The organism is Streptomyces sp. NPDC101166 (assembly GCF_044768125.1).
GTDB lineage: Bacteria > Actinomycetota > Actinomycetes > Streptomycetales > Streptomycetaceae > Streptomyces.
In genome coordinates, this window is the sequence record NZ_JBIWPF010000012.1 from 28017 (window position 1) to 46754 (window position 18738).

Here is an 18738-nt window from a genome sequence, read left to right on the forward strand (position 1 = left end):
CGTGCTGCCGATCGACGCGGCGGCGCACAGCAGTCGCTGGCGCCGCCGCCATCCCGTGGACAAGGCCGTGCTCGGTCTGGGGCTGACCGTGCTGGCGATCTCGCTGCCGCCGTGGCCGGGAGCGGCCCTGGTGCTGGCGGCGGCGCTCGCCGTGCTGCTGGGCCCGGCGGGCGTGCCGGCCCGCCGGCTGTGGCGCGCCTACCGGGTGCCGCTGGGTTTCTGCGCGACCGGCGCGGTCACGCTGCTGGTGCAGGTGGGCGGGCCCGGCGGGTGGGTGAGCTGGGCCGACGGCGGGCCGGTGCGGGCCGGGGAGCTGATGCTGCGCACCTCGGCGGCCTCCCTCGGCGTCCTGCTGTTCGCGTTCACGACCCCGATGTCGGATCTGCTGCCGCGCCTGGTGAAGGCCGGTGTGCCGGCGCCGGTCGTCGACGTCGCGCTGGTGACGTACCGGATGAGCTTCCTGCTGCTGGACTCGGTGCGCCGGATCCGGGAGGCCCAGGCGGCCCGGCTCGGGCACACCGGCCGGGCGGCGGAGTGGCGTTCGCTCGCCGGGCTGGGCGCCACCGCGTTCGTGCGGGCCTTCGACCGGGCGACGCGGCTGCAGGCAGGGCTCGCCGGACGCGGCTACGACGGCACCCTGCGCGTGCTGGTGCCCGAGGCGCGCGTCTCCGCCCGTTTCGTGGCGGCCGCCCTCGGGCTTCTGGCGGCCCTGGCCGCCCTGACCTTCGTCCTGAACAGTTCCGGAAAGGCCCTGACATGAGCGAGCTGGTCGCGCTGCGGGGCGCCTCCTTCGCGTACGAGGACGGTCCGACCGTGCTCGACGGTCTCGACTTCGAGGTCCGCGAGGGGCGCGCGCTCGCCCTGCTGGGCCGCAACGGCAGCGGCAAGACGACGCTGATGCGGCTGCTCAGCGGTGGACTGCGGCCCCGGAACGGGGAGTTGAGGGTCGAGGGGCGGCCGGTGTCGTACGACCGCAAGGGGCTCACCCGACTGCGGACGACCGTCCAGCTGGTGGTGCAGGACCCGGACGACCAGTTGTTCGCCGCGTCCGTCTCCCAGGACGTGTCGTTCGGGCCGCTGAACCTCGGCCTGTCCGACGGCGAGGTGCGGGCCCGGGTGGACGAGGCGCTCGCCGCCCTGGACATCGCCGCGCTGGCCGACCGGCCCACTCATCTGCTGTCGTACGGGCAGCGCAAGCGGACGGCGATCGCGGGCGCCGTCGCGATGCGGCCCCGGGTGCTGATCCTGGACGAGCCGACGGCCGGGCTCGACCCGGACGGCCAGGAGCGTCTTCTGGCCACGCTGGACTCGCTGCGGGCGTCCGGCACCACGGTGGTGATGGCCACGCACGACGTCGACCTCGCCCTGCGCTGGGCGGACGACGCGGCCCTGCTCACGCCGTCCGGCGCCCACACCGGCCCCGCCGCCGCGGCCCTGGCCCGTACGGATCTGCTGCGGCAGGCGGGACTGCGGCTGCCGTGGGGCGTGGCGGCGGCGCGACTGCTGCGCGCGCAGGGCCTGTTGGACGCGTCCGAGCCGGGCCCGCGCAGCCCCGAGGAACTGAACGCCCTGACGGCGGCGCCCGTCGCGGCCCCGGGTCCGGCCGACTCCTGACGGCCGGACCCGGGAGGTCCCGCGTCAGCCGCTGTAGACGCCGACCTCGTGGAGGGAGTACCCCCAGTCGGTGCCGCGGGTGACGCCCTGGACGCGGACGTAGCGGGCCGGGGCGCCGGTGAAGCGGGCCGTGTCCAGGCCGCCGTCGCCGGCCGTGGTCGACCAGGCGGTCCGCCAGGTCACGCCGTCGGCGGAGAGCTCGATCCGGTAGGCCTTGCCGTAGGCGCGCTCCCACTCCAGGGTGACGCGGCTGACCAGGTGGGTGGCGCCCAGGTCGACGCGCAGCCACTGGTCGTCGCTCCAGTCGCTGGCCCAGCGGGTGCCGGCGTCGCCGTCGACGGCGCGGCCCGGTGCGTAGCTGGTGAAGGGGTTGGACTCGGCCGAACTGGCCGTCGCCGTCGCCCCCTTGGCGAGGTCGACGCCGGCCTGGTGCCGCTCGGTGCCGCCCCAGGTGCCGAGGTAGGACTCGGCGCCGCGCAGGAGGTCGTCCACGACGTCCCGGCCGCCGACGAGCCTGATGTCCTCGATCCAGTCGGGGATCAGGCCGGCGTGGGCGGCGCCGTCGGTGTTGACGTCCCAGGTGCGCTGTCCGGTGGTCTGCCGGTCGATGACGGATCCGCCGTCGGCGCTCCGGAAGGGGTAGACGACCTTGTCGGCCGCGTCCGCACCGCGCGGGGCGGGGTGGTCGCCGATGCCGTTGAAGTCGGTGCCGTAGCCGTAGCCGACGCCGTACTTGTCGCGCAGGGCGTCGGTGCGCTTAGCCTCGGCGCTGAACTCCTTGGAGCCGTGCATGTACTGGGCGACGAAGCCGCCGAGGGCGTAGACCCGCTCGGTCCAGTCGGCGTCCATCCAGCTGTGCGAGGAGATGACGCCGGGGTAGGAGTCGGCCTCCAGGATGTCGAGCACCCGGCCGGTGGCCTTCACGCTCATGTGGTCGATCTCGACCATCATCTTGCGTTTCATCAGGCCCCGCAGGGCGTACTCGCCGAGGCCGGTGAGCCCGCGGACGTTGCACTGGGCGTCGGCGGCGTAGCGGGGCGCTTCAGCGCCGGCGGGGAGGTCGGCCGCGGCCTTCGAGGCCGCCACGTCGCCGATGGGGTTGTCCTTCTGCGGGCCGGTGCACTTCTCGGTCTTCCAGAAGGTGCCCGTGGACAGGAACTGGCCGACGTTGATCGCGGTGCCGAGCCCGTGCTCGTCGAAGCGGACGCCGCAGAGCGCGTTGTCGAGCTTGTGGCACAGGAACATGCTGCGCACGCCCAGCGCGTACAACTCGTCCAGGCCCTTGTCTATGTCCTCCTTGCTGCACTGCGCGATGTCCAGGACCTGCTTGCAGCCGAACGGCTCGGAGGTCTCCACGCCCAGGACGACGGCGAGCTTGCCCTGCTGGACGACCTGGCGGGCCTGCGCGCTGTCGGTGACGACGCGGAACCAGCCCTTGCCCGGGCCGCCGTACATCTTGTCGACGTAGGCCTGGAGGTCGTAGGTCAGCTTGGCCTGGAGCCGGATGGAGGTCATCTCGTCGCAGCCGCGGTCCTTGAAGAAGTAGACCGAGCAGATCACGCCGTTGGTGACGAGGTCGTTGACCAGGACGCGCTGGCCGCCGCGCCAGGCGCGCTCGACCCAGGCGTAGTAGTTCGCCTGGTGGGTCATCGAGTCGTAGGCGGGCCAGTCCTTGAAGGTGGGCCAGCCGGCCGGGTCGTGCCGGCCGTCCCCGCCGTGGGTGATGTAGTCGAAGACGGCGAGGGTGCCGTCCGGGTAGTGCTCGGGGCAGTCCTTCAGGGCGTCGGCGACGCCCGCGGCGGAGAACGGCTTGCCGCAGATGAGGCGGCCGCCGAACGCCTCGTTGGACATCAGGTGGTTGTGCGCGTCGACGAACCCGCGCACCCTGCCCTGGGCGTCGGTTCCGGTGAACGGCTCACCGGTGACGTCGATACCGGAATCCGGCGCGGGCCGGGCGGTGGGCGTCCACCAGTCGGCCGCGGCGGCCGAACTCGGGGTGGGTCCGAGCACCGTGGCGAGCACCAGGAGGAGCAGCGACACGACGGTGACGTCTTTGCGTCCGCGGTGCGGGCGTCGAGCCTTGGTCACTGCTCACGTCCTTGGGTTGTCATGACCGGTACAGATATCCGATGAGGATCACCACTGCGGCACGCCGCGTCAAGAGGTGGAAACGGAACCGGAGTTGATCGATCGGCACGGCATGCGCCAACCTGACCCGCCCGAGACGGCGAGCGGCGGCCGGCAGGGCTGCCGCCCGTGGGACCGTCAGAGCCGGGAGGCGCCCTCCGGGGCGAGGTCCTGTTCGGCCCAGATGCACTTGCCGTCGTCCATGTAGCGGGCGCCCCAGCGGCGGGAGAGCGCCGACACCAGGTACAGCCCCCGCCCGTTCTCGTCGGTCTGCGCGGCCCGGCGGATGCGCGGCGTGGTGAGGCTGCCGTCGTACACCTCGCAGACCAGCGACCGGCTGCGCAGCAGCCTGAGGCTGACGGGGCCCTTGGCGTGCCGGATCGCGTTGCCGACCAGCTCGCTCACCACCATCTCGGCGGTGGCCTCGAGTTCGTCGAGCCCCCATTGCGCGAGCTGCCGCCGGACGTGCCGCCGGGCCTCGGCGGCGGCCCTCGGGTCCGCCGGGAGCCGCCAGGAGGCGACGTCGCCGGGAGCGGCGGCCCGGGTGTGGACGAGGAAGAGGGCGGCGTCGTCGACGGCCCGCGGCCGGTCGTCGGTCATCGTGTCGGTGATCAGGCCGCACAGTTCGTCGAGCCGCTCGCCGGCGTCGGCGGGGCGCCCGGGCGCGAAGTAGCCGGTCCGCGCCACGGCGTCGCGCACGGCCCGCGTCAGCCGGTCGACTCCGTCGTCGCTGTCCCCGTTCGCCGAGCGGACCAGTCCGTCGGTGAAGAAGACGAGCACGCTCTCCTCGGGCAGGCGCACCGCGCCGGTGTCGAACGGCGGCCGGGCGGCGCCCAGCGGCGGGTTCGCGGCCGGCTCGGGGTGGTGGACGCTTCCGTCGGAGTGGACGACGACGGGCGGCGGATGGCCGGCCCGGCAGAAGGTGCAGATCCGGCCGACGGGGTCGAACACCGCGTACAGGCAGGTGGCGTAGCTGTCCTCGCCGAGCTCCTCGACGAGGTCGTTGAGGTGGATCAGCACCTCTTCCGGGGGCAGTTCGAGGTCGGCGAGGGTGCGCACGGCGGTGCGCAGCCGGCCCATGGTGGCGGCCTCGGCGATGCCGTGGCCCATCACGTCGCCGACGACCATGGCGACCCGGTCGGCGGACAGCGCGATGAGGTCGTACCAGTCGCCGCCCACCGCGGCGCCCTCGCTCGCCGGGAGGTAGCGGGCGGCGGCGGTCGCGGCCGGCAGGGAGGGCAGGGACCGGGGCAGCAGCCCGCGTTGCAGGGACTGCGCGCGATCGTGCTCGGCGTCGTACAGCCGGGCCCGTTCCAGCGCCTGGCCGACGAGTCCGCCGAGGGCGGCCAGCAGGCTGCGCTCCTCGTCGCTGAAGGTGCGCGGCAGGGCGAAGGAGACGACGCAGCAGCCGATGTCGCGGCCGGACGCGATGAGCGGCAGGAACGCCCACGCGTTCTTGTCGGGGTGGGTGAGGGCGCGCAGGCCGGGGAAGCGGCGCACGAACTCCTGGGTGCTCTCCACCAGCAGGGGGCGGCGCAGCCGCAGCACCTCGGCGACCAGGACGTTGGAGCCGGTCGGCACTCCTTCGAGGTGGCGGTCGAGGAAGTCCTGGCTGTAGCCGACGGACCCGACGACGTGCATACGGTCGTTCTCTATCGCCTGGATGACGAGCCCGTCGGCGCCGAACGGGCCGAGCACATGGCGGGCGACGGTGTCGACGACGTCGGCCGCGGTGACGGCCTCGGCGAGGGCGGAGGTCAGCTCCGTCATCCGGGCGGCCCGCAGCGCCCCGCCCAGCACGGCGTAGGGCCGCCGCCCGAGCCGGCCGGCCATCCAGCGTGCGACGGCGGTCAGGAAGGACCGCTGGTGGGCGTCGGGCGCCTGGGCCTGCCACAGCAGCAGGGTGAGGACGCCGAGCCGCCCGTCGGCGCCGGGCAGCGGCACGGACACCATGGCGCGGCAGCCGCTGCGCGCGCCCCTCACGGCGGCCCAGTGCAGCGATCCGTCGCGCAGGGTCCGCGCGGGGGTGGTGTCGCGGTCCGCCGACAGGTGCGCCCACTCCTGGGTGACCCGGTCCGGGAGACCGCCGGCCGCCACCAGGCGCATTCCGGCGTCCGCGTCGCTGCGCAGATGAACGAAGCCGCCGAGCGCGCCGGTCCCGGCCGTCGCCTGCTGGAGGGCCAGCGTCAGCGCCTCGTAGGGCGAGAGGTCGTGGCTCTGCGCCTCCAGGAGGGCCAGCCTTGCCGCCGCGGAGGGTTCCGTGAGGGTGAGGGGTGCGTCGTCCGTCGTCATCGGGTCACCCGTCCGGGCCGCGGCTTCGCGCCGGCGTGGACGGCTGCCGGGCATCGCGTTCATCGGACTGCTCCAGCTTACGACGGGGGACGCGGGCCGACCCGTCCAGCGGTCGTGGCGTGAACGTGTTGCCCTGACGTGCGTACTGTGACTCAATCGGATAGCTGACTGCACGAATCTCGGCGGTACCCCTCGCCGCGCCGGCGTGCCGGAGGGAGCGGCTCGTATGTACGGGGATGTGACCGAGGGCGGCGAGGAGATCACGGCGGCGCCCAGCGGGCTGCTGGATGTTCTCAAGGTCGCCGCGGTGGTCCTGGACGCGGTGGGGCACATCGCGCTGTGGAGCCCCGAGATCGAGCAGTTGCTCGGCTACCCGGCCGAGGAGGCGCTCGGGCAGCGCGGTGACCTGCTGCTGGTCGCTCCCGAGAACCGGCAGCGGGTCCGGGAGCTCTTCGCCCAGGTCCGCTCGGGCGCCCGGTGGGCGGGCGTGTTCCCGCTGCGGCACCGGGACGGCACGGAACGCGCCGTGGAGTTCCGCACGATGCGGCTGCTGGACGCCGACGGGCAGCCCCATCTGCTCGGGCTGGCGACGGACGCGCAGACCGTGCGGCTGGTGGAGCGGGACCTGGCCCTCTCCCACAGCCTCGTCAACCAGACCCCGCTGGGCATCGCCGTCTTCGACAACGACCTGCGCTGGGTGGGCGTCAACCCGGCGCTGGAGCGCATCAACGGCGTGCCGGAGTCGGCCGTGGTGGGCCGCCGGGTGGGCGAGGTGCTGCCCGACCTGGACGTGGAGGCCATCGAGAACCGGATGCGGCACGTCCTGGCGACGGGCAGACCCCTGCTGGACCAGCAGACGGTCGGGCGGACGGCGGGCGACCCGAGGGAGCGCGCGTACTCGGAGTCGTACCACCGCATCGAGGACACCAACGGCCGGGTCCTCGGTCTTGCGATGGCCGTCCTGGACGTCACCGAACGCCAGCAGGCGGCCGCGGAGATCGCCCAGGCGCGGCAGCGGCTGTCCGTGCTCGCGGACGCCGGGGTGCGGATCGGCACCACGCTGGACCTCCAGCAGACCGCGCGGGAGCTCGCCGGGGTGGCCGTGCCGCACGTGGCGGACCTGGCCGCCGTCGACATCCTGGAGTCGGTCGTCGCGCACGAGACGATCACGCCCGTCAGCGGCGACGCCCCCGCGGAGTTCCGGGCGCTGGCGGTGGCGGCCGGGTACGCCACCGACGCCATCCACGCCGCCGACCCGGTCGGCGAGCTGGCCACCTACGGCCCCTCGCGGATCATCACCCAGTGCGTCCGCGACGCCCGTCCGGTCCTCGTCGAGCGCGTGGACGGACGGACCATGCGGCGCATCGCCCGGGACGCGCGCGCCGCGCAGGCGCTGCACGAGGCGGGCGTGCACTCGTACATGGCGCTGCCGCTGATGGCGCGGGGCAAGGTGCTCGGCACGCTCAGCCTGTACCGCACGGTCAACAAGTCGCCCTTCGACGAGCAGGACCGCGTGCTCGCCGCGGAGCTCGCCGCCCGGGCCGCGATCTCCATAGACAACGCCCGCCTCTACGGCCGTGAGCGCGCCACCGCCCTGACCCTCCAGCGCAGTCTGCTTCCCTCCGCGCCGGCCCGGCGGGAGGGCCTGGACATCTCCGCCCGCTACCGGCCGGCGCTGAGCGAGGTCGGCGGCGACTGGTACGACGTGCTGCCGCTGGGACCCGGACGCACCGGGCTCGTGGTGGGGGACGTCATGGGCAAGGGCGTCCAAGCCGCCGCGATCATGGGGCAGTTGAGTACGGCCACCCGTGCGCTGGCCCGGCTGGACCTGCCGCCGGCCGAGCTGCTGCGGCACCTCGACGACATCGCCGGATCGCTCGGCGACGCCATCGCCACCTGCGTGTACGCGGTGTGCGACCTGCGGGTCGGCAGCTGCGCGCTGTCCAGCGCCGGTCATCTCCCGCCGGTCCTGGCCTCGGCGGGGGGTGAGGCCCGGCTCGTCGACGTGCCGGGCGGCGTCCCGCTGGGTGTGGGCGGGGTGGACTTCGGCACCGTGGAGCTGGAGCTGCCGCCGGGCTCGCTGCTGGCCCTCTACACCGACGGACTGGTGGAGAACCGGGCCGAGCCGATCGACGCCGGCCTCGGCACGCTGACCCGCCTTCTGCGCAGCCCCGCTCCGAGCCTGGAGCGCACGAGCGACGCCCTGCTCGACGCGCTGCGCCCGGAGCCCGACGACGACGTGGCGCTCCTGCTGGTCCGCACCCGGAGCTGAGCGCTCGCACGCCCGGGCGCGCGGGCCCTCAGTCGAGGAGCCCGACCCGGTCGCAGGCGGTCCGCAGCTGCCGGGTGCAGATCTGCGCGACGGTGTAGGCGCCGGATTCGACGAGGGCCCGCTTGACGGTGCGCGCGGTCACCGGGGTGGCCTTGAGCAGCACGGCCGGGATGTCCTGGTCGGTGGGGCTGTCGATGCTCGTCGTGGCGACCTTGCTCAGGTCCCGGCCGCGTCCGAGGGCGACGGCCATGGCCGCGGCCGCGTCGGCCTCCGCCTTGAAGGGCTTGTAGACCGTCATGTACTGCTCGCCCTTGACGATGCGCTGGACGGCGTCCAGGTCGGCGTCCTGGCCGGTGACGGGCGGCAGTTCGGCGACGCCGGCGCTCTTGAGCGCGGAGATGACTCCGGACGCCAGGGCGTCGTTGGCGGCGAGGACGCCGTCGATCCGGGCGGAGCCGAGGGCCGCGAGGGCCGCCGTCATGTTCGCGTGGGCGTTCTGCGCGGTCCAGCCCTCGGTGTCGTAGGACCGGGCGATGCGCACCCGGTCGGTGAGGACGGACAGGGCGCCCCTGCGGAACCATGCGGCGTTGGCGCTGGTGGGGTCGCCGTTCATCATGACGATGGTCGCCTTGTCGGCGGAACCCGGGGAGCCCGTGGGCTTCTTCGCGTCGACCGCGCTCAGCAGCGCCTCGCCCTGGAGCCGGCCGATGCGCGCGCCGTCGAAGCTGACGAAGCCGGAGATCGGGCCCTCGGCGAGCCGGTCGTAGGCGAGGACGGGGACGCCCGCCTTGCGGGCCTCCTGGATCGAGGAGCGCAGCGCCCTGGTGTCGGCGGCGTCGAGGATCAGGACCTTGACCCCCTTGGTGATCATGGAGAGCATCTGCTGCCGCTGCCGTGTGACGTCGCCCTCGGCGTTGGCGTGCTCCATGGTGCAGCGGGGGCACAGCTCCTTCACCCGCTTCTCGATCAGCGGCTTGTCCTCGTTCTCCCAGCGGGGCGTCACCCGGTTGGGAAGCAGCAGGCCCACGGCGAAGCCGTCCGCGCGTGACTCCTCCTGTCCCCCGCACGAGGCCAGGGACAGCGTCATCAGGGCCGCGGCGAGCGCCGCGGCGAGGTGCCGGACGCGGGCTCTCACGGCGGGCCTACCGGGTGCGGGCGTGATCCGAAGCCGGTCCTGGCGGGCTCGCCGTCCGGCGACGGCGGCACGGAGATCTCGCAGTAGACCTGTTTGCCGCCGGCCACCGGCACCGACCCGAAGGACTCGGACATCGCCTCGACCAGCAGCAGGCCCCGGCCGCCGGTGGACTCCCAGTCCACGATCACCGGTTTGGCGGGGGCCCGCGGCGAGGAGTCGCTCACCGAGACGCGCAGCCGGTCCCCGCGCAGCATCAGGTCCAGCCGGACCGAACCCTGGGTGTGCACCAGGGCGTTGGTGACGAGTTCGGAGACGACGAGGAGCACGGCGTCGGCCGTCTCCCCGACCTTCCAGCGGCGCAGGATGCGCGCGGTGAAGCGGCGGGCGTGCATGACGGCGTCGGGGAGCCGCCACACCATCCAGCCGGCCCGGATCGGCCGGGTCTTCATGCCGTCGTAGCGCAGCAGGAGCAGCGCCACGTCGTCCTCGCGCCGGCCGATGTCGCCGAGCAGGTCGTCGGCCATGCGCCCGGGGTCGGCGGGATCGGCGGCGGCGAGCGCGGCGCGGGTGCGCCGCATGCCCTCGTCCAGGGGGAGGTCGGCGGCCTCGACGAGGCCGTCGGTGACCAGCGCGAGCACGGTGCCGGGGGCCAGTTCGACGGCGGTCATGGGGAAGTCCGCCTCGGCGACCACGCCCAGCGGGGGCCCGCCCTCGACCTCCACCTCCTCGGCCGTGCCGTCGGGCCGGCGCACCAGCGGGGAGAGGTGTCCGGCCCGTACGACCAGGGTGGTGCCCTCCTCCATGTCGAGTTCGACGTAGCAGCAGGTCGCGAAGAGGTCGGTCTCCATGCCGACGAGGAGCCGGTTGGCGTGGGAGACGACCACGTCGGGCGGGTGCCCCTCCATGGCGTAGGCGCGGACGGCGGTGCGCATCTGGCCCATGATGGTGGCGGCGCCCGCGCTGTGGCCCTGCACGTCGCCGATGACCAGCGCCACCCGGTCCTCGGACAGGGCGATGACGTCGTACCAGTCGCCGCCGACCTGGAGACCGCGCCGGGCGGGCAGATAGCGGGCGACGGCGGTCCCGCCGGGCAGTTCGGGCAGCCGCCGGGGCAGCAGGCTGCGCTGGAGCATCGTGGCGAGTTCCTGCTCGGCGTCATGGGCGTGGGCCCGTTTGAGGGCCTGGCCGACCAGGGCGGCGGTGGCGGTGAGCAGGGAGCGTTCCTCGGGCACGAACTCGTGCGGCTGGTCCCAGCCGACGAGGCAGATCCCGGCGACGCGGCCCTTGGCGGGCAGCGGCAGCACGGCCAGTCCGCCGGCGCCGACCTCGGCGAGGCCGGGTTCCAGGGCGGTGCCGGCCGGCCACAGGTCCATACGGCCGTCGCTGAGGGCGGAGCGCAGGGTGGGCAGGGCGCGGACGGGCGCGTCGGGCCATTCGCTGCGCCACTCCGCCCGCCACGCCTCGGGCCAGGCGGCGGGCTGCGGCGGGTCGAGCAGGGCGATCATGAGGCGGTCGTCCTGGAGGGCGGCGAGCGCCACCCGGTCGGCGCCCAGCGGCTCGCGCAGGGCGGCGACGACGACCTGGCCGACGTCGCTGACGGTGACGGCCTCGTCGAGGGCGGCGGTCAGCCACTGGATCCGGGCGACGTCGTCGGTGCCGCGGGGCAGCACCGGGGTCGCCGTGACCACGCCGAGCACCCGCTCCAGCCGGTCCCCGGCGGCGGGTTCGACCCGGCAGCTCATGCTCAGCCAGCGCGTCTCCCCGGTGGGGCAGCGGACCCGGAACTCCAGTTCGCGCCGGCCGGATGTCTGGGCGGACGGTTCGAGGACCGTCATCAGCGCGTGCATGTCCTCGGGCAGGGCGTGCGCGAGGAGAGTGTCGGCCTTGCCGTCGAAGTCGTCGGGGGTGATGCCGACCAGGTCGAGGAGGGTGTCGTCGGCTTCGATCAGACCGGTGTCGGGGACCAGGGCGAAGGCGCCGACGCCCAGGCTGCGCAGGGCCGGCCCGAGCAGCGCCGGCGGCGGATGCGGGCCCGCGCCGGAGTGGAACAGGTCGGTGACGGCGTCGGCGTACCGCTCCAGGAAGCGGCGCTGCTCGGGCTCGAAGCCGTCGGTGGTGTCGGGGGGTGTTCCCACGACGACCAGGCAGCCCCGTCGGTCGCCCTCCGCGCCGAGGGGCAGCGCGCCGAGCGAGGCCCCGATGCGGGGCGGGACCGGGCCGCCCTCGGGGCACAGGGAGAGCGCTTCGGGGTTCAGCCACAGCGGCCGGCCGGTGCGGAAGGTCTGGGCGGCCGGCGAGCGGCCGGCCAGGGACAGCCGCTCGGGCAGGTGCGATCCGGGCAAGGGCGAGCCGGGCAGGGGCGAGCCGGCCGTGTCGACGAGCCGGAGTTCTCCGGCGCCGGCGGCAGGCGCGTAGACCGCGGCCAGCGCGGCCCCGGCGAACCTCAGGGCCCACTCCCCGGGGCCGGTCCGCGCCGAGGGCCGGACGCCGGTGTCCGCCGGGCCGGCCTCGGACGGCCACAGCTGTGAGACCCCGGCGTGGGCGCCGCCGTCGTGAGGCATGTCCGCTACGACCTCCCGTCCATGCCGCGGGTGCCGGGTTGAGATCAGGGCACCCGCACACCAGAATCGCATATACGGACGAACCGAACATTTCCACCCTATGGCCGTCGACGGCAAGCGCCCGGCGGCCGCCCGGCACTCCTGTGAAACCGTCCCGTGAGCGCGATCCCGTCCCATGCGCCCCTCCGGCCACGCCACGCGAGGAAGGACGAGGGCGGACGAGGGAGGCATCACATGAAGGCCCGCATCCACCGCATCCCCCGCGTCAGGGGGACGGTCGCCGCCGTCACCGCGGTGTCGGCGGCCGTCGCCCTCGCCGCCTGCGGTCCGGAGACCGTGGACGGATCCGGCGGGGGCGGCGCGCCGCGGATCGCCGTGCTGCTGCCGGACAACACCACGGCCCGCTGGGAGACGCAGGATCGGCCGCTGCTGGAGAAGCGGATCAAGGAGCTGTGCGCCGACTGCGTGATAGAGCACGTCAACGCCAGGGGTGAAGTCGCCGTCCAGCAGGGGCAGATGGACTCGATGATCACCAAGGGCGTGAACGCCATCGTGCTGGTCGCCGTGGACGCCCGCTCGCTCGGCGCGGCCGTCGCCAAGGCCCAGCAGGCCGGCATCCCCGTCATCGCCTACGACCGTCTCGCCCACGGCCCGATCTCCGGTTACGTCTCCTTCGACGGCGTGGAGGTCGGCAGGCTCCAGGGCCGGGCGCTGCTGCGGGCCATGGGCGACAAGGTGCCCGGCGGGCAGATCGTCATGATGAACGGCGACCCCAGCGACCCCAACGCGGTGTCCTTCAAGGAGGGCGCCCTGTCCGTCCTGCGCGGCAAGGTGCGGATCGGCAAGTCCTATGACACCGTCCAGTGGCGGCCCGAAGCCGCGAACACGAACATGGCCGCCGCGCTGTCGAGCCTCGGCGCCGACGCCGTCGACGGGGTCTACGCGGCCAACGACGGTCTCGCCGCCGGGAGCGTCTCCGCCCTCAAGGCGAACAAGGTGGCCCCGCTGCCCCCGGTCACCGGGCAGGACGCCGAACTGGGGGCGGTGCGGCGCATCGTCGGCGGGGACCAGTACATGACGGTCCTGAAGTCCTTCGAGCCGGAGGCCTCCGCCGGCGGGACCATGGCGGTGGCCGCGGCGCGCGGCGAGCGCCTCACCGAGACCGCCACGGGCGAGGTCCGCACGAGCGACGGGCACAGCGTCCCCGCCGTGCTGCTCACCCCAGTACCGGTCACCGTCGACAACATCATGGAGACCGTGGTGAAGGACGGCGTCCACACGATCGGGCAGATCTGCGTCCCACATCTGCGGGCCGCCTGCGAACGGGCGGGACTGACCTGACACGAGGACGAACGCGCCGCGCGGGGACGGCGGCGGGAGCGGCCTCACACGAGCGCCGCCGCTGGAAGGAGTTGGTGTTCGTGCCGGACCCCCCTCTGCTGGCTCTGCGCGGCGTGTGCAAGCGCTTCGGCGTCGTCAAGGTCCTCACCGACATCGAGCTGGAGATCCACGCCGGTCAGGTCGTGGCACTGCTGGGGGACAACGGGGCCGGCAAGTCCACCCTGGTCAAGGTGATCTCCGGGGTCGCCCCCGCGGAGAAGGGCGTCATCGAGTGGGAGGGCCGGGCGGTCCACATCCGCCGTCCGCACGACGCCCGCGACCTCGGCATCGCCACCGTCTACCAGGACCTCGCGCTGTGCGGGAACCTCGACGTCGTCGCGAACCTGTTCCTCGGCCGGGAGATCCGCCGGCACGGGTTCCTCGACGAGGTGGAGATGGAGCGCCGCACCCGGCAGCTGCTGGAACGGCTCACCAGGCGGCTGCCCGATCTGCGCGGCCCCGTCGTCTCGCTCTCCAGCGGCCAGCGTCAGACGGTCGCCATCGCCCGCTCGCTGCTGGCCGAACCACGGGTGCTGCTGCTGGACGAGCCCACCGCGGCGCTGGGCTTCGAGCAGACCACCGAGGTCCTCGACCTCGTCGACCGGCTGCGCGACCGCGGCCTGGGCGTCCTGCTCATCAGTCACAACATGGGCGACGTGAAGGCGCTCGCCGACCGCGCCGCGGTGCTCAGACTCGGCCGCAACAACGGCTTCTTCGACGTGAACACCGTCTCGCAGGAGCAGATCATCTCCTCCATCACCGGCGCCACGCAGAACGTGCCCCGCCGGCCGGCCTCCCGGGAGGCGAGGTGGTGAAGAACATGCGCGACCGACGTGAGGGCACGGACAGCGGCCGGCCCGAACCGGTCGCGTCCGACGCCGCACCCCGGCCGCGTGCCGCTCACGCCCTGGTCCGGGCCGCCCAGGGCACGGCGGGGGTCGTACGGCGCAAGCTGAGCGCCGGCGAGCTGGGCTCCCTCCCGGTGATTCTCGTCCTGGCCGTCGTCTGGATCGTCTTCCAGTCCATGAACGACAACTTCCTCTCCCCGCGCAACCTGTCCAACCTCAGCGTCGACATCGTCGGCACCGGTCTGATCGCGGTCGGCATCGTCTTCGTGCTGCTGCTCGGCGAACTCGACCTGTCCGTCGGCTCGATCAGCGGCCTCGCGGCGGTCGTCTTCGCCGTGCTGAACGTGCAGCACGGGGTGCCGGAGTGGCTCGCCCTGGTCATGGGGGTGCTCGCCGGCACCCTGGCGGGCACGGTCCAGGGCTACTCCATCGCCCGGACCAGGGTGCCGGCGTTCGTGGTCACGCTGGCCGGACTGCTCACCTGGAACGGGCTGATGCTGTCCGTCCTCGGCGACAGCGGGACCGTCAACCTCGACGAGAACGGGCTCGTCGCCCGGCTGACCAGCTACTACTTCACCCAGGACGCCGTCGCCTACGGGGTGGCCGCCGTCGCCGCGGGCGCCGTCTTCATCGTGTCCGACCGGGACCGGCGCCGCCGCAGGGCCGTCGGCATGCCCCACCGCTCGCTGCGGGACATCGCGGTGCGCTCGGGAGGGCTGGCGGTGCTCGCCTTCGCGATCGCCTACCTGCTCAACCGCTTCCAGGGCCTGCCGCTCGCCCTGCTGATCTTCTTGGTGATCGTGGCCGGCCTGGACGTCCTGCTGCGCCGCACCCACTACGGGCGGCAGGTGTACGCGCTCGGCGGCAGCATCGAGGCGGCCCGGCGCGCCAGCCTGAGCGTGACCCGGGTGCAGACGGCGGTCCTCGCGGTCTCGGGCACCATGGCCGCCGTCGGCGGTCTCTTCCTGGCCTCGCGGATCACGTCCGTGAGCCAGAGCTCGGGGCAGGGCGTCCTGCTGGTCAACGCCATCGCCGCGGCCGTCATCGGCGGTACGAGCCTGTACGGAGGGCGCGGGACGACCTGGTCGGCGGTGCTGGGCATGCTGGTCATCCAGTCGATCGCCTCCGGCATGGCGATCACGGACACCCCGACCGCCGTCCAGTTCGTGATCACCGGCGGGGTGCTGTTCGCCGCGGTCGTCATCGACTCGCTGTCACGACGCTCGCAGGAGGCGCACGGGCGGGCCTGACCCAAGGCGCGCGACGGGCCGCGACAGTCCTGGCCGGGGGGTGGGCGGGCGGGCCTGACCTGCGGGTGCGGAGTCGGCGCTTCCTCACCCTGGGTGAGAGCCTCCCGTACCCCGTGTGCCATACTCGGCGCCGCTTGTCGCAAGATCCGACCGGGGGGCTTTTCGTAATGCATGCCGTTTCTCTGGATGCCCCCTACCTGGACACGGACGCCGATCAGCTCTGCTTCTCCCTGGACCTGCCCGAACGGCCCGCGCTCGCCGAACGCGAGGTGAGGGTGGGCGGACTCGACGTCCGGTTGCGCCTGCTCGGCGCCTCCCACCAGGTCTTCGCCGGCCCCGTGCGCGAGACGGTGGCCTGCCTCCAGGAGGCCGACAGAGGCCTGCCGGACAGCCACACCCGCGAACTGCCCGGTTGGAGCTACGAGTTCGGCGCGCACACCCGACGGCTCGGCCCCGAGGAGTTCAGCGCCCGGGTGGCACGCGTCCTCGACCTGGTCGCCGCCGACCCCAACAGCCTGTGCGGGGTCTTCCCCGGCTCACCGGAAGCGGTGACGGCGGTGGTCGTGGAGGCGATCGGCACGGACCCGGACAGCGCGCGCACGGATGTGCCGGCGCCCGGCGGCGGACTGCTCTGGCGCACCTGGCACACGTACCCGCAGCACGGCCAGATCGTATCGACGTACACCCGGCTGGAGGCCCGATGAGAAGCGCCCGACTCGTCCGCGCGGGGATGGCGGCCACGCTGTCCGCGGTCCTGCTGACCGCCTGCTCCTCCTCCGACGGACAGAACGGCGTGCCGCTCGGCTGGATCAAGAAGACGTACACCTCCAGTGGAACGGCCTGGCTCGACCCGAACAGCGCGCCCACCCAGGTCGCCGACGCCATCCACCGCAACCGCGCGGCGCTCGACCGCGCCTCGGGCGACCGCATGGAGTTCCTGCGCTACGGCGACGACATGGTCACCGTCTCCCCGTACCGCAGCGGCAGCCGTATCGAGATCGAGGACTACCGGGGCGGCTACCGGCGGCACAAACAGCACCTCGGGCTCTGGCCCGACCCGAACAGCTCGAGCTTCCGGGGCGGCGGCCCCGGCGAAGGCAAGTGACACCCGCCCGGCTCCCCTCCCGACGCACCGAAGCGCTCTGAAGAAAGGCAACGCAGTGACCGAGATCCTCGAGTCGACCGGCCAGGCCCTGCTCTACGGAGTCGTGGGCCTCGCGGTGATGGCCGTCGGCTTCATCGCCCTCGACCTCGTCACGCCCGGCAAGCTCTTCCACGTCGTGTGGACGGACCGCAACCGCGGCGCGGCCGTCCTGCTGGGCAGCCAGTCCCTCGCCGTCGGCCTCGTCATCATGGAGGCCATCCAGGCCAGCGAGTCCGAGCAGGGAGTCGGCAGGGGCCTGTTGAGCACGCTCCTGTACGGGCTGGCCGGAGTGCTGGTGATGACGGTCGTCGGCATCGTGATCGGTCTGCTGACCCCCGGCCAGATGGGCGCCGTCGTCCTCGACGACCGTGAGGACCGCCCGCACCCCGCCGCCTGGGTCCAGGCCGGCATGTACCTCGGCACCGCCTTCATGGTCGGCGCGGCACTCTCCTAGGCAAGGCCCCATGACCGGCACCGCACCCTCGTCCGCCACCGCCTCGGCCTCCGGCCCCGCACCCGACGCCCCGCCCGGTCCCGGCTCCCCCGGCCCCCCGGCCCCCCGCCACACCCGGGGGGCGCGCTTCCTGCTGCTGTTCGCCGTCTTCCTCTGCGCGGCCTGCGGCCTGGTGTACGAGCTGGCGCTCACCGCACTGGGCAGCTACCTCATCGGCAACTCCGTGCTGCAGACCTCGGTGGTCATCTCCGTGATGGTCTTCGCGATGGGCGTCGGCTCGCTCGCCGCCAAACCGCTGCGCCGCCGCCCGGTGGGGGCGTTCGCACTGGTGGAGGGCGTGCTGGCGCTGGTCGGCGGGCTGTCGGTGCTGGTGCTGTACGCGGCGTTCGCCTGGCTGCGGCTCTACACGCCGGCGATGGTCGTCGTCGCCATGGTGGTCGGCCTGCTCATCGGGGCCGAGATCCCGCTGCTGATGACACTGCTGCAGCGGATCCGCCGGCAGGAGGCGGGCAGCGCCGTCGCCGACATGTTCGCCGTGGACTACATCGGCGCGCTGGTCGGCGGACTGTGCTTCCCGCTGCTGCTCCTGCCGACGTTCGGGCAGCTCAAGGGCGCGCTGGTGGTCGGCGCGGTCAACGCGGTGGCCGGCGTCATCGTGGTGGTGTTCATCTTCCGCCGGCAGACCCGGCGGCGCGTGCGCATCGGTCTGCTCGCCTTCGTGACGGCGGTCCTCGGGGTGCTCGGCACGGCCTACGCGTTCGCGGACGACCTCGAGGTCACCGCGCGCCAGCAGATGTACCAGGACCCGATCGTGCACGCCGAGACCACCCCGTACCAGGAGATCGTCGTCACCCGCTCCACCTCCTTCACGGGTGGGGCGGACATGCGGCTCTTCCTCAACGGCGACCTCCAGTTCAGCTCCGTCGACGAGTACCGGTACCACGAGTCGCTCGTCCACCCCGCGCTGTCCGGCCCCCGCGCCGATGTCCTGATCCTGGGCGGCGGCGACGGGCTCGCCCTGCGCGAGGTGCTGCGCTACGACGACGTACGGCACGTCACCCTCGTCGAGCTGGACCCGGCGATGACCCGGCTGGCGCGTGACTTCCGGCCGCTGCGGGACCTGAACGCCGGTTCGCTGACCGACCCGAGGGTGCGGGTCGTCAACGCCGACGCCTTCAACTGGCTGCGGGACGCACGCGGGACGTACGACGCGGTCGTCATCGACTTCCCGGACCCCGACACGGCCGCCCTGGCCAAGCTGTACTCGGTGGAGTTCTACCACCTGCTCGGCCAGGTCCTGACACCGCGCAGCAGGGTGATGGTGCAGAGCGGTTCGCCGTTCTTCGCGCCGAAGACGTACTGGTCGATCGAGAGGACCATCGAGGCGGCGGGGTACGCGACCACCCCGTTCCAGGTCGACGTGCCGAGCTTCGGCAACTGGGGCTTCGTCCTGGCCGCCCCCCGCACCGCCACGCCCCCGCCGCTGCGGCTCGCGCGGGACACTCCCCCGCTGCGCTATCTGGACGACGCGGTCCTGAAGGCCGCCACCGTGTTCCCGCTGGACCGCCGCCGCCAGGACGTACGGCCGAGCACGCTGATGGACCCGGCGGTGCTGGAGTACGTGCAGAACGAGTGGGAGAACTACTGAGCCGTCGGCAGGA

14 protein-coding genes are annotated in these 18738 nt (G+C 73.3%); 10 read left to right on the forward strand and 4 right to left on the reverse strand.

Annotated features, from left to right (window positions below; genetic code table 11):
* Position 1: 1 nt before the first annotated feature.
* Complete coding sequence (gene cbiQ / locus ACIRS4_RS21455) at positions 2-760, forward strand: cobalt ECF transporter T component CbiQ (RefSeq protein WP_404198199.1); 759 nt, start codon at positions 2-4, stop codon at positions 758-760.
* A complete protein-coding gene (locus ACIRS4_RS21460; protein WP_404198202.1) occupies positions 757-1614 on the forward strand; it encodes an ATP-binding cassette domain-containing protein in 858 nt (285 codons plus the stop codon). Before cbiQ ends, ACIRS4_RS21460 begins: the two co-directional genes overlap by 4 nt.
* 24 nt (positions 1615-1638) lie before the next feature.
* Here ACIRS4_RS21460 and ACIRS4_RS21465 read toward each other — a convergent pair whose 3' ends face one another.
* Both ACIRS4_RS21465 and ACIRS4_RS21470 read right to left on the reverse strand, forming a co-directional pair.
* Positions 1639-3702 carry a discoidin domain-containing protein gene (locus ACIRS4_RS21465; RefSeq protein WP_404198204.1) on the reverse strand — a complete coding sequence of 688 codons (2064 nt, stop codon included), beginning with the start codon at positions 3700-3702 and terminating at the stop codon, positions 1639-1641.
* Between the two features lie 177 nt (positions 3703-3879).
* The gene (locus tag ACIRS4_RS21470; protein WP_404198207.1) at positions 3880-6033 is read right to left on the reverse strand and encodes a SpoIIE family protein phosphatase; all 2154 of its coding nucleotides are present in this window, start codon (positions 6031-6033) and stop codon (positions 3880-3882) included.
* Positions 6034-6259: 226 nt separating this feature from the next.
* Here ACIRS4_RS21470 and ACIRS4_RS21475 point away from each other — a divergent pair, with 226 nt between their 5' ends.
* Positions 6260-8305, forward strand: a complete 2046-nt coding sequence (locus ACIRS4_RS21475) for a SpoIIE family protein phosphatase (protein ID WP_404198209.1) — start codon at positions 6260-6262, stop codon at positions 8303-8305.
* 28 nt (positions 8306-8333) lie between these two features.
* Here ACIRS4_RS21475 and ACIRS4_RS21480 read toward each other — a convergent pair whose 3' ends face one another.
* Together ACIRS4_RS21480 and ACIRS4_RS21485 are read right to left on the reverse strand one after the other, a co-directional pair.
* Entirely contained in the window at positions 8334-9440 is a 1107-nt protein-coding gene (locus ACIRS4_RS21480) for a substrate-binding domain-containing protein (protein ID WP_404198211.1), read from the reverse strand.
* Positions 9437-12001, reverse strand: coding sequence for a SpoIIE family protein phosphatase (locus tag ACIRS4_RS21485; protein WP_404198214.1), 2565 nt, complete (start codon positions 11999-12001; stop codon positions 9437-9439). The genes ACIRS4_RS21480 and ACIRS4_RS21485 overlap by 4 nt, the downstream gene beginning before the upstream one ends.
* Positions 12002-12235: 234 nt before the next feature.
* Here ACIRS4_RS21485 and ACIRS4_RS21490 point away from each other — a divergent pair, with 234 nt between their 5' ends.
* From ACIRS4_RS21490 to ACIRS4_RS21520, 7 genes are all read left to right on the forward strand, one after another.
* On the forward strand, positions 12236-13342 hold the full coding sequence (locus ACIRS4_RS21490) for a sugar ABC transporter substrate-binding protein (protein ID WP_404198217.1): 1107 nt from the start codon (positions 12236-12238) through the stop codon (positions 13340-13342).
* Between the two features lie 80 nt (positions 13343-13422).
* The gene (locus ACIRS4_RS21495; protein WP_404198219.1) at positions 13423-14196 is read left to right on the forward strand and encodes an ATP-binding cassette domain-containing protein; all 774 of its coding nucleotides are present in this window, start codon (positions 13423-13425) and stop codon (positions 14194-14196) included.
* A gap of 5 nt (positions 14197-14201) precedes the next feature.
* The gene (locus ACIRS4_RS21500; protein ID WP_404198222.1) at positions 14202-15479 is read left to right on the forward strand and encodes a sugar ABC transporter permease; all 1278 of its coding nucleotides are present in this window, start codon (positions 14202-14204) and stop codon (positions 15477-15479) included.
* Positions 15480-15646: 167 nt separating this feature from the next.
* Complete coding sequence (locus tag ACIRS4_RS21505; RefSeq protein WP_404198225.1) at positions 15647-16183, forward strand: DUF2617 family protein; 537 nt, start codon at positions 15647-15649, stop codon at positions 16181-16183.
* Positions 16180-16584, forward strand: coding sequence for a DUF4247 domain-containing protein (locus ACIRS4_RS21510; protein ID WP_404198227.1), 405 nt, complete (start codon positions 16180-16182; stop codon positions 16582-16584). Before ACIRS4_RS21505 ends, ACIRS4_RS21510 begins: the two co-directional genes overlap by 4 nt.
* 55 nt (positions 16585-16639) lie before the next feature.
* Positions 16640-17077 (forward strand): DUF350 domain-containing protein, encoded by a 438-nt coding sequence (locus ACIRS4_RS21515; RefSeq protein WP_130439986.1) that lies wholly within the window; start codon positions 16640-16642, stop codon positions 17075-17077.
* 10 nt (positions 17078-17087) lie between these two features.
* Positions 17088-18725 (forward strand): polyamine aminopropyltransferase, encoded by a 1638-nt coding sequence (locus ACIRS4_RS21520; protein ID WP_404198230.1) that lies wholly within the window; start codon positions 17088-17090, stop codon positions 18723-18725.
* Positions 18726-18738 lie beyond the last annotated feature (13 nt).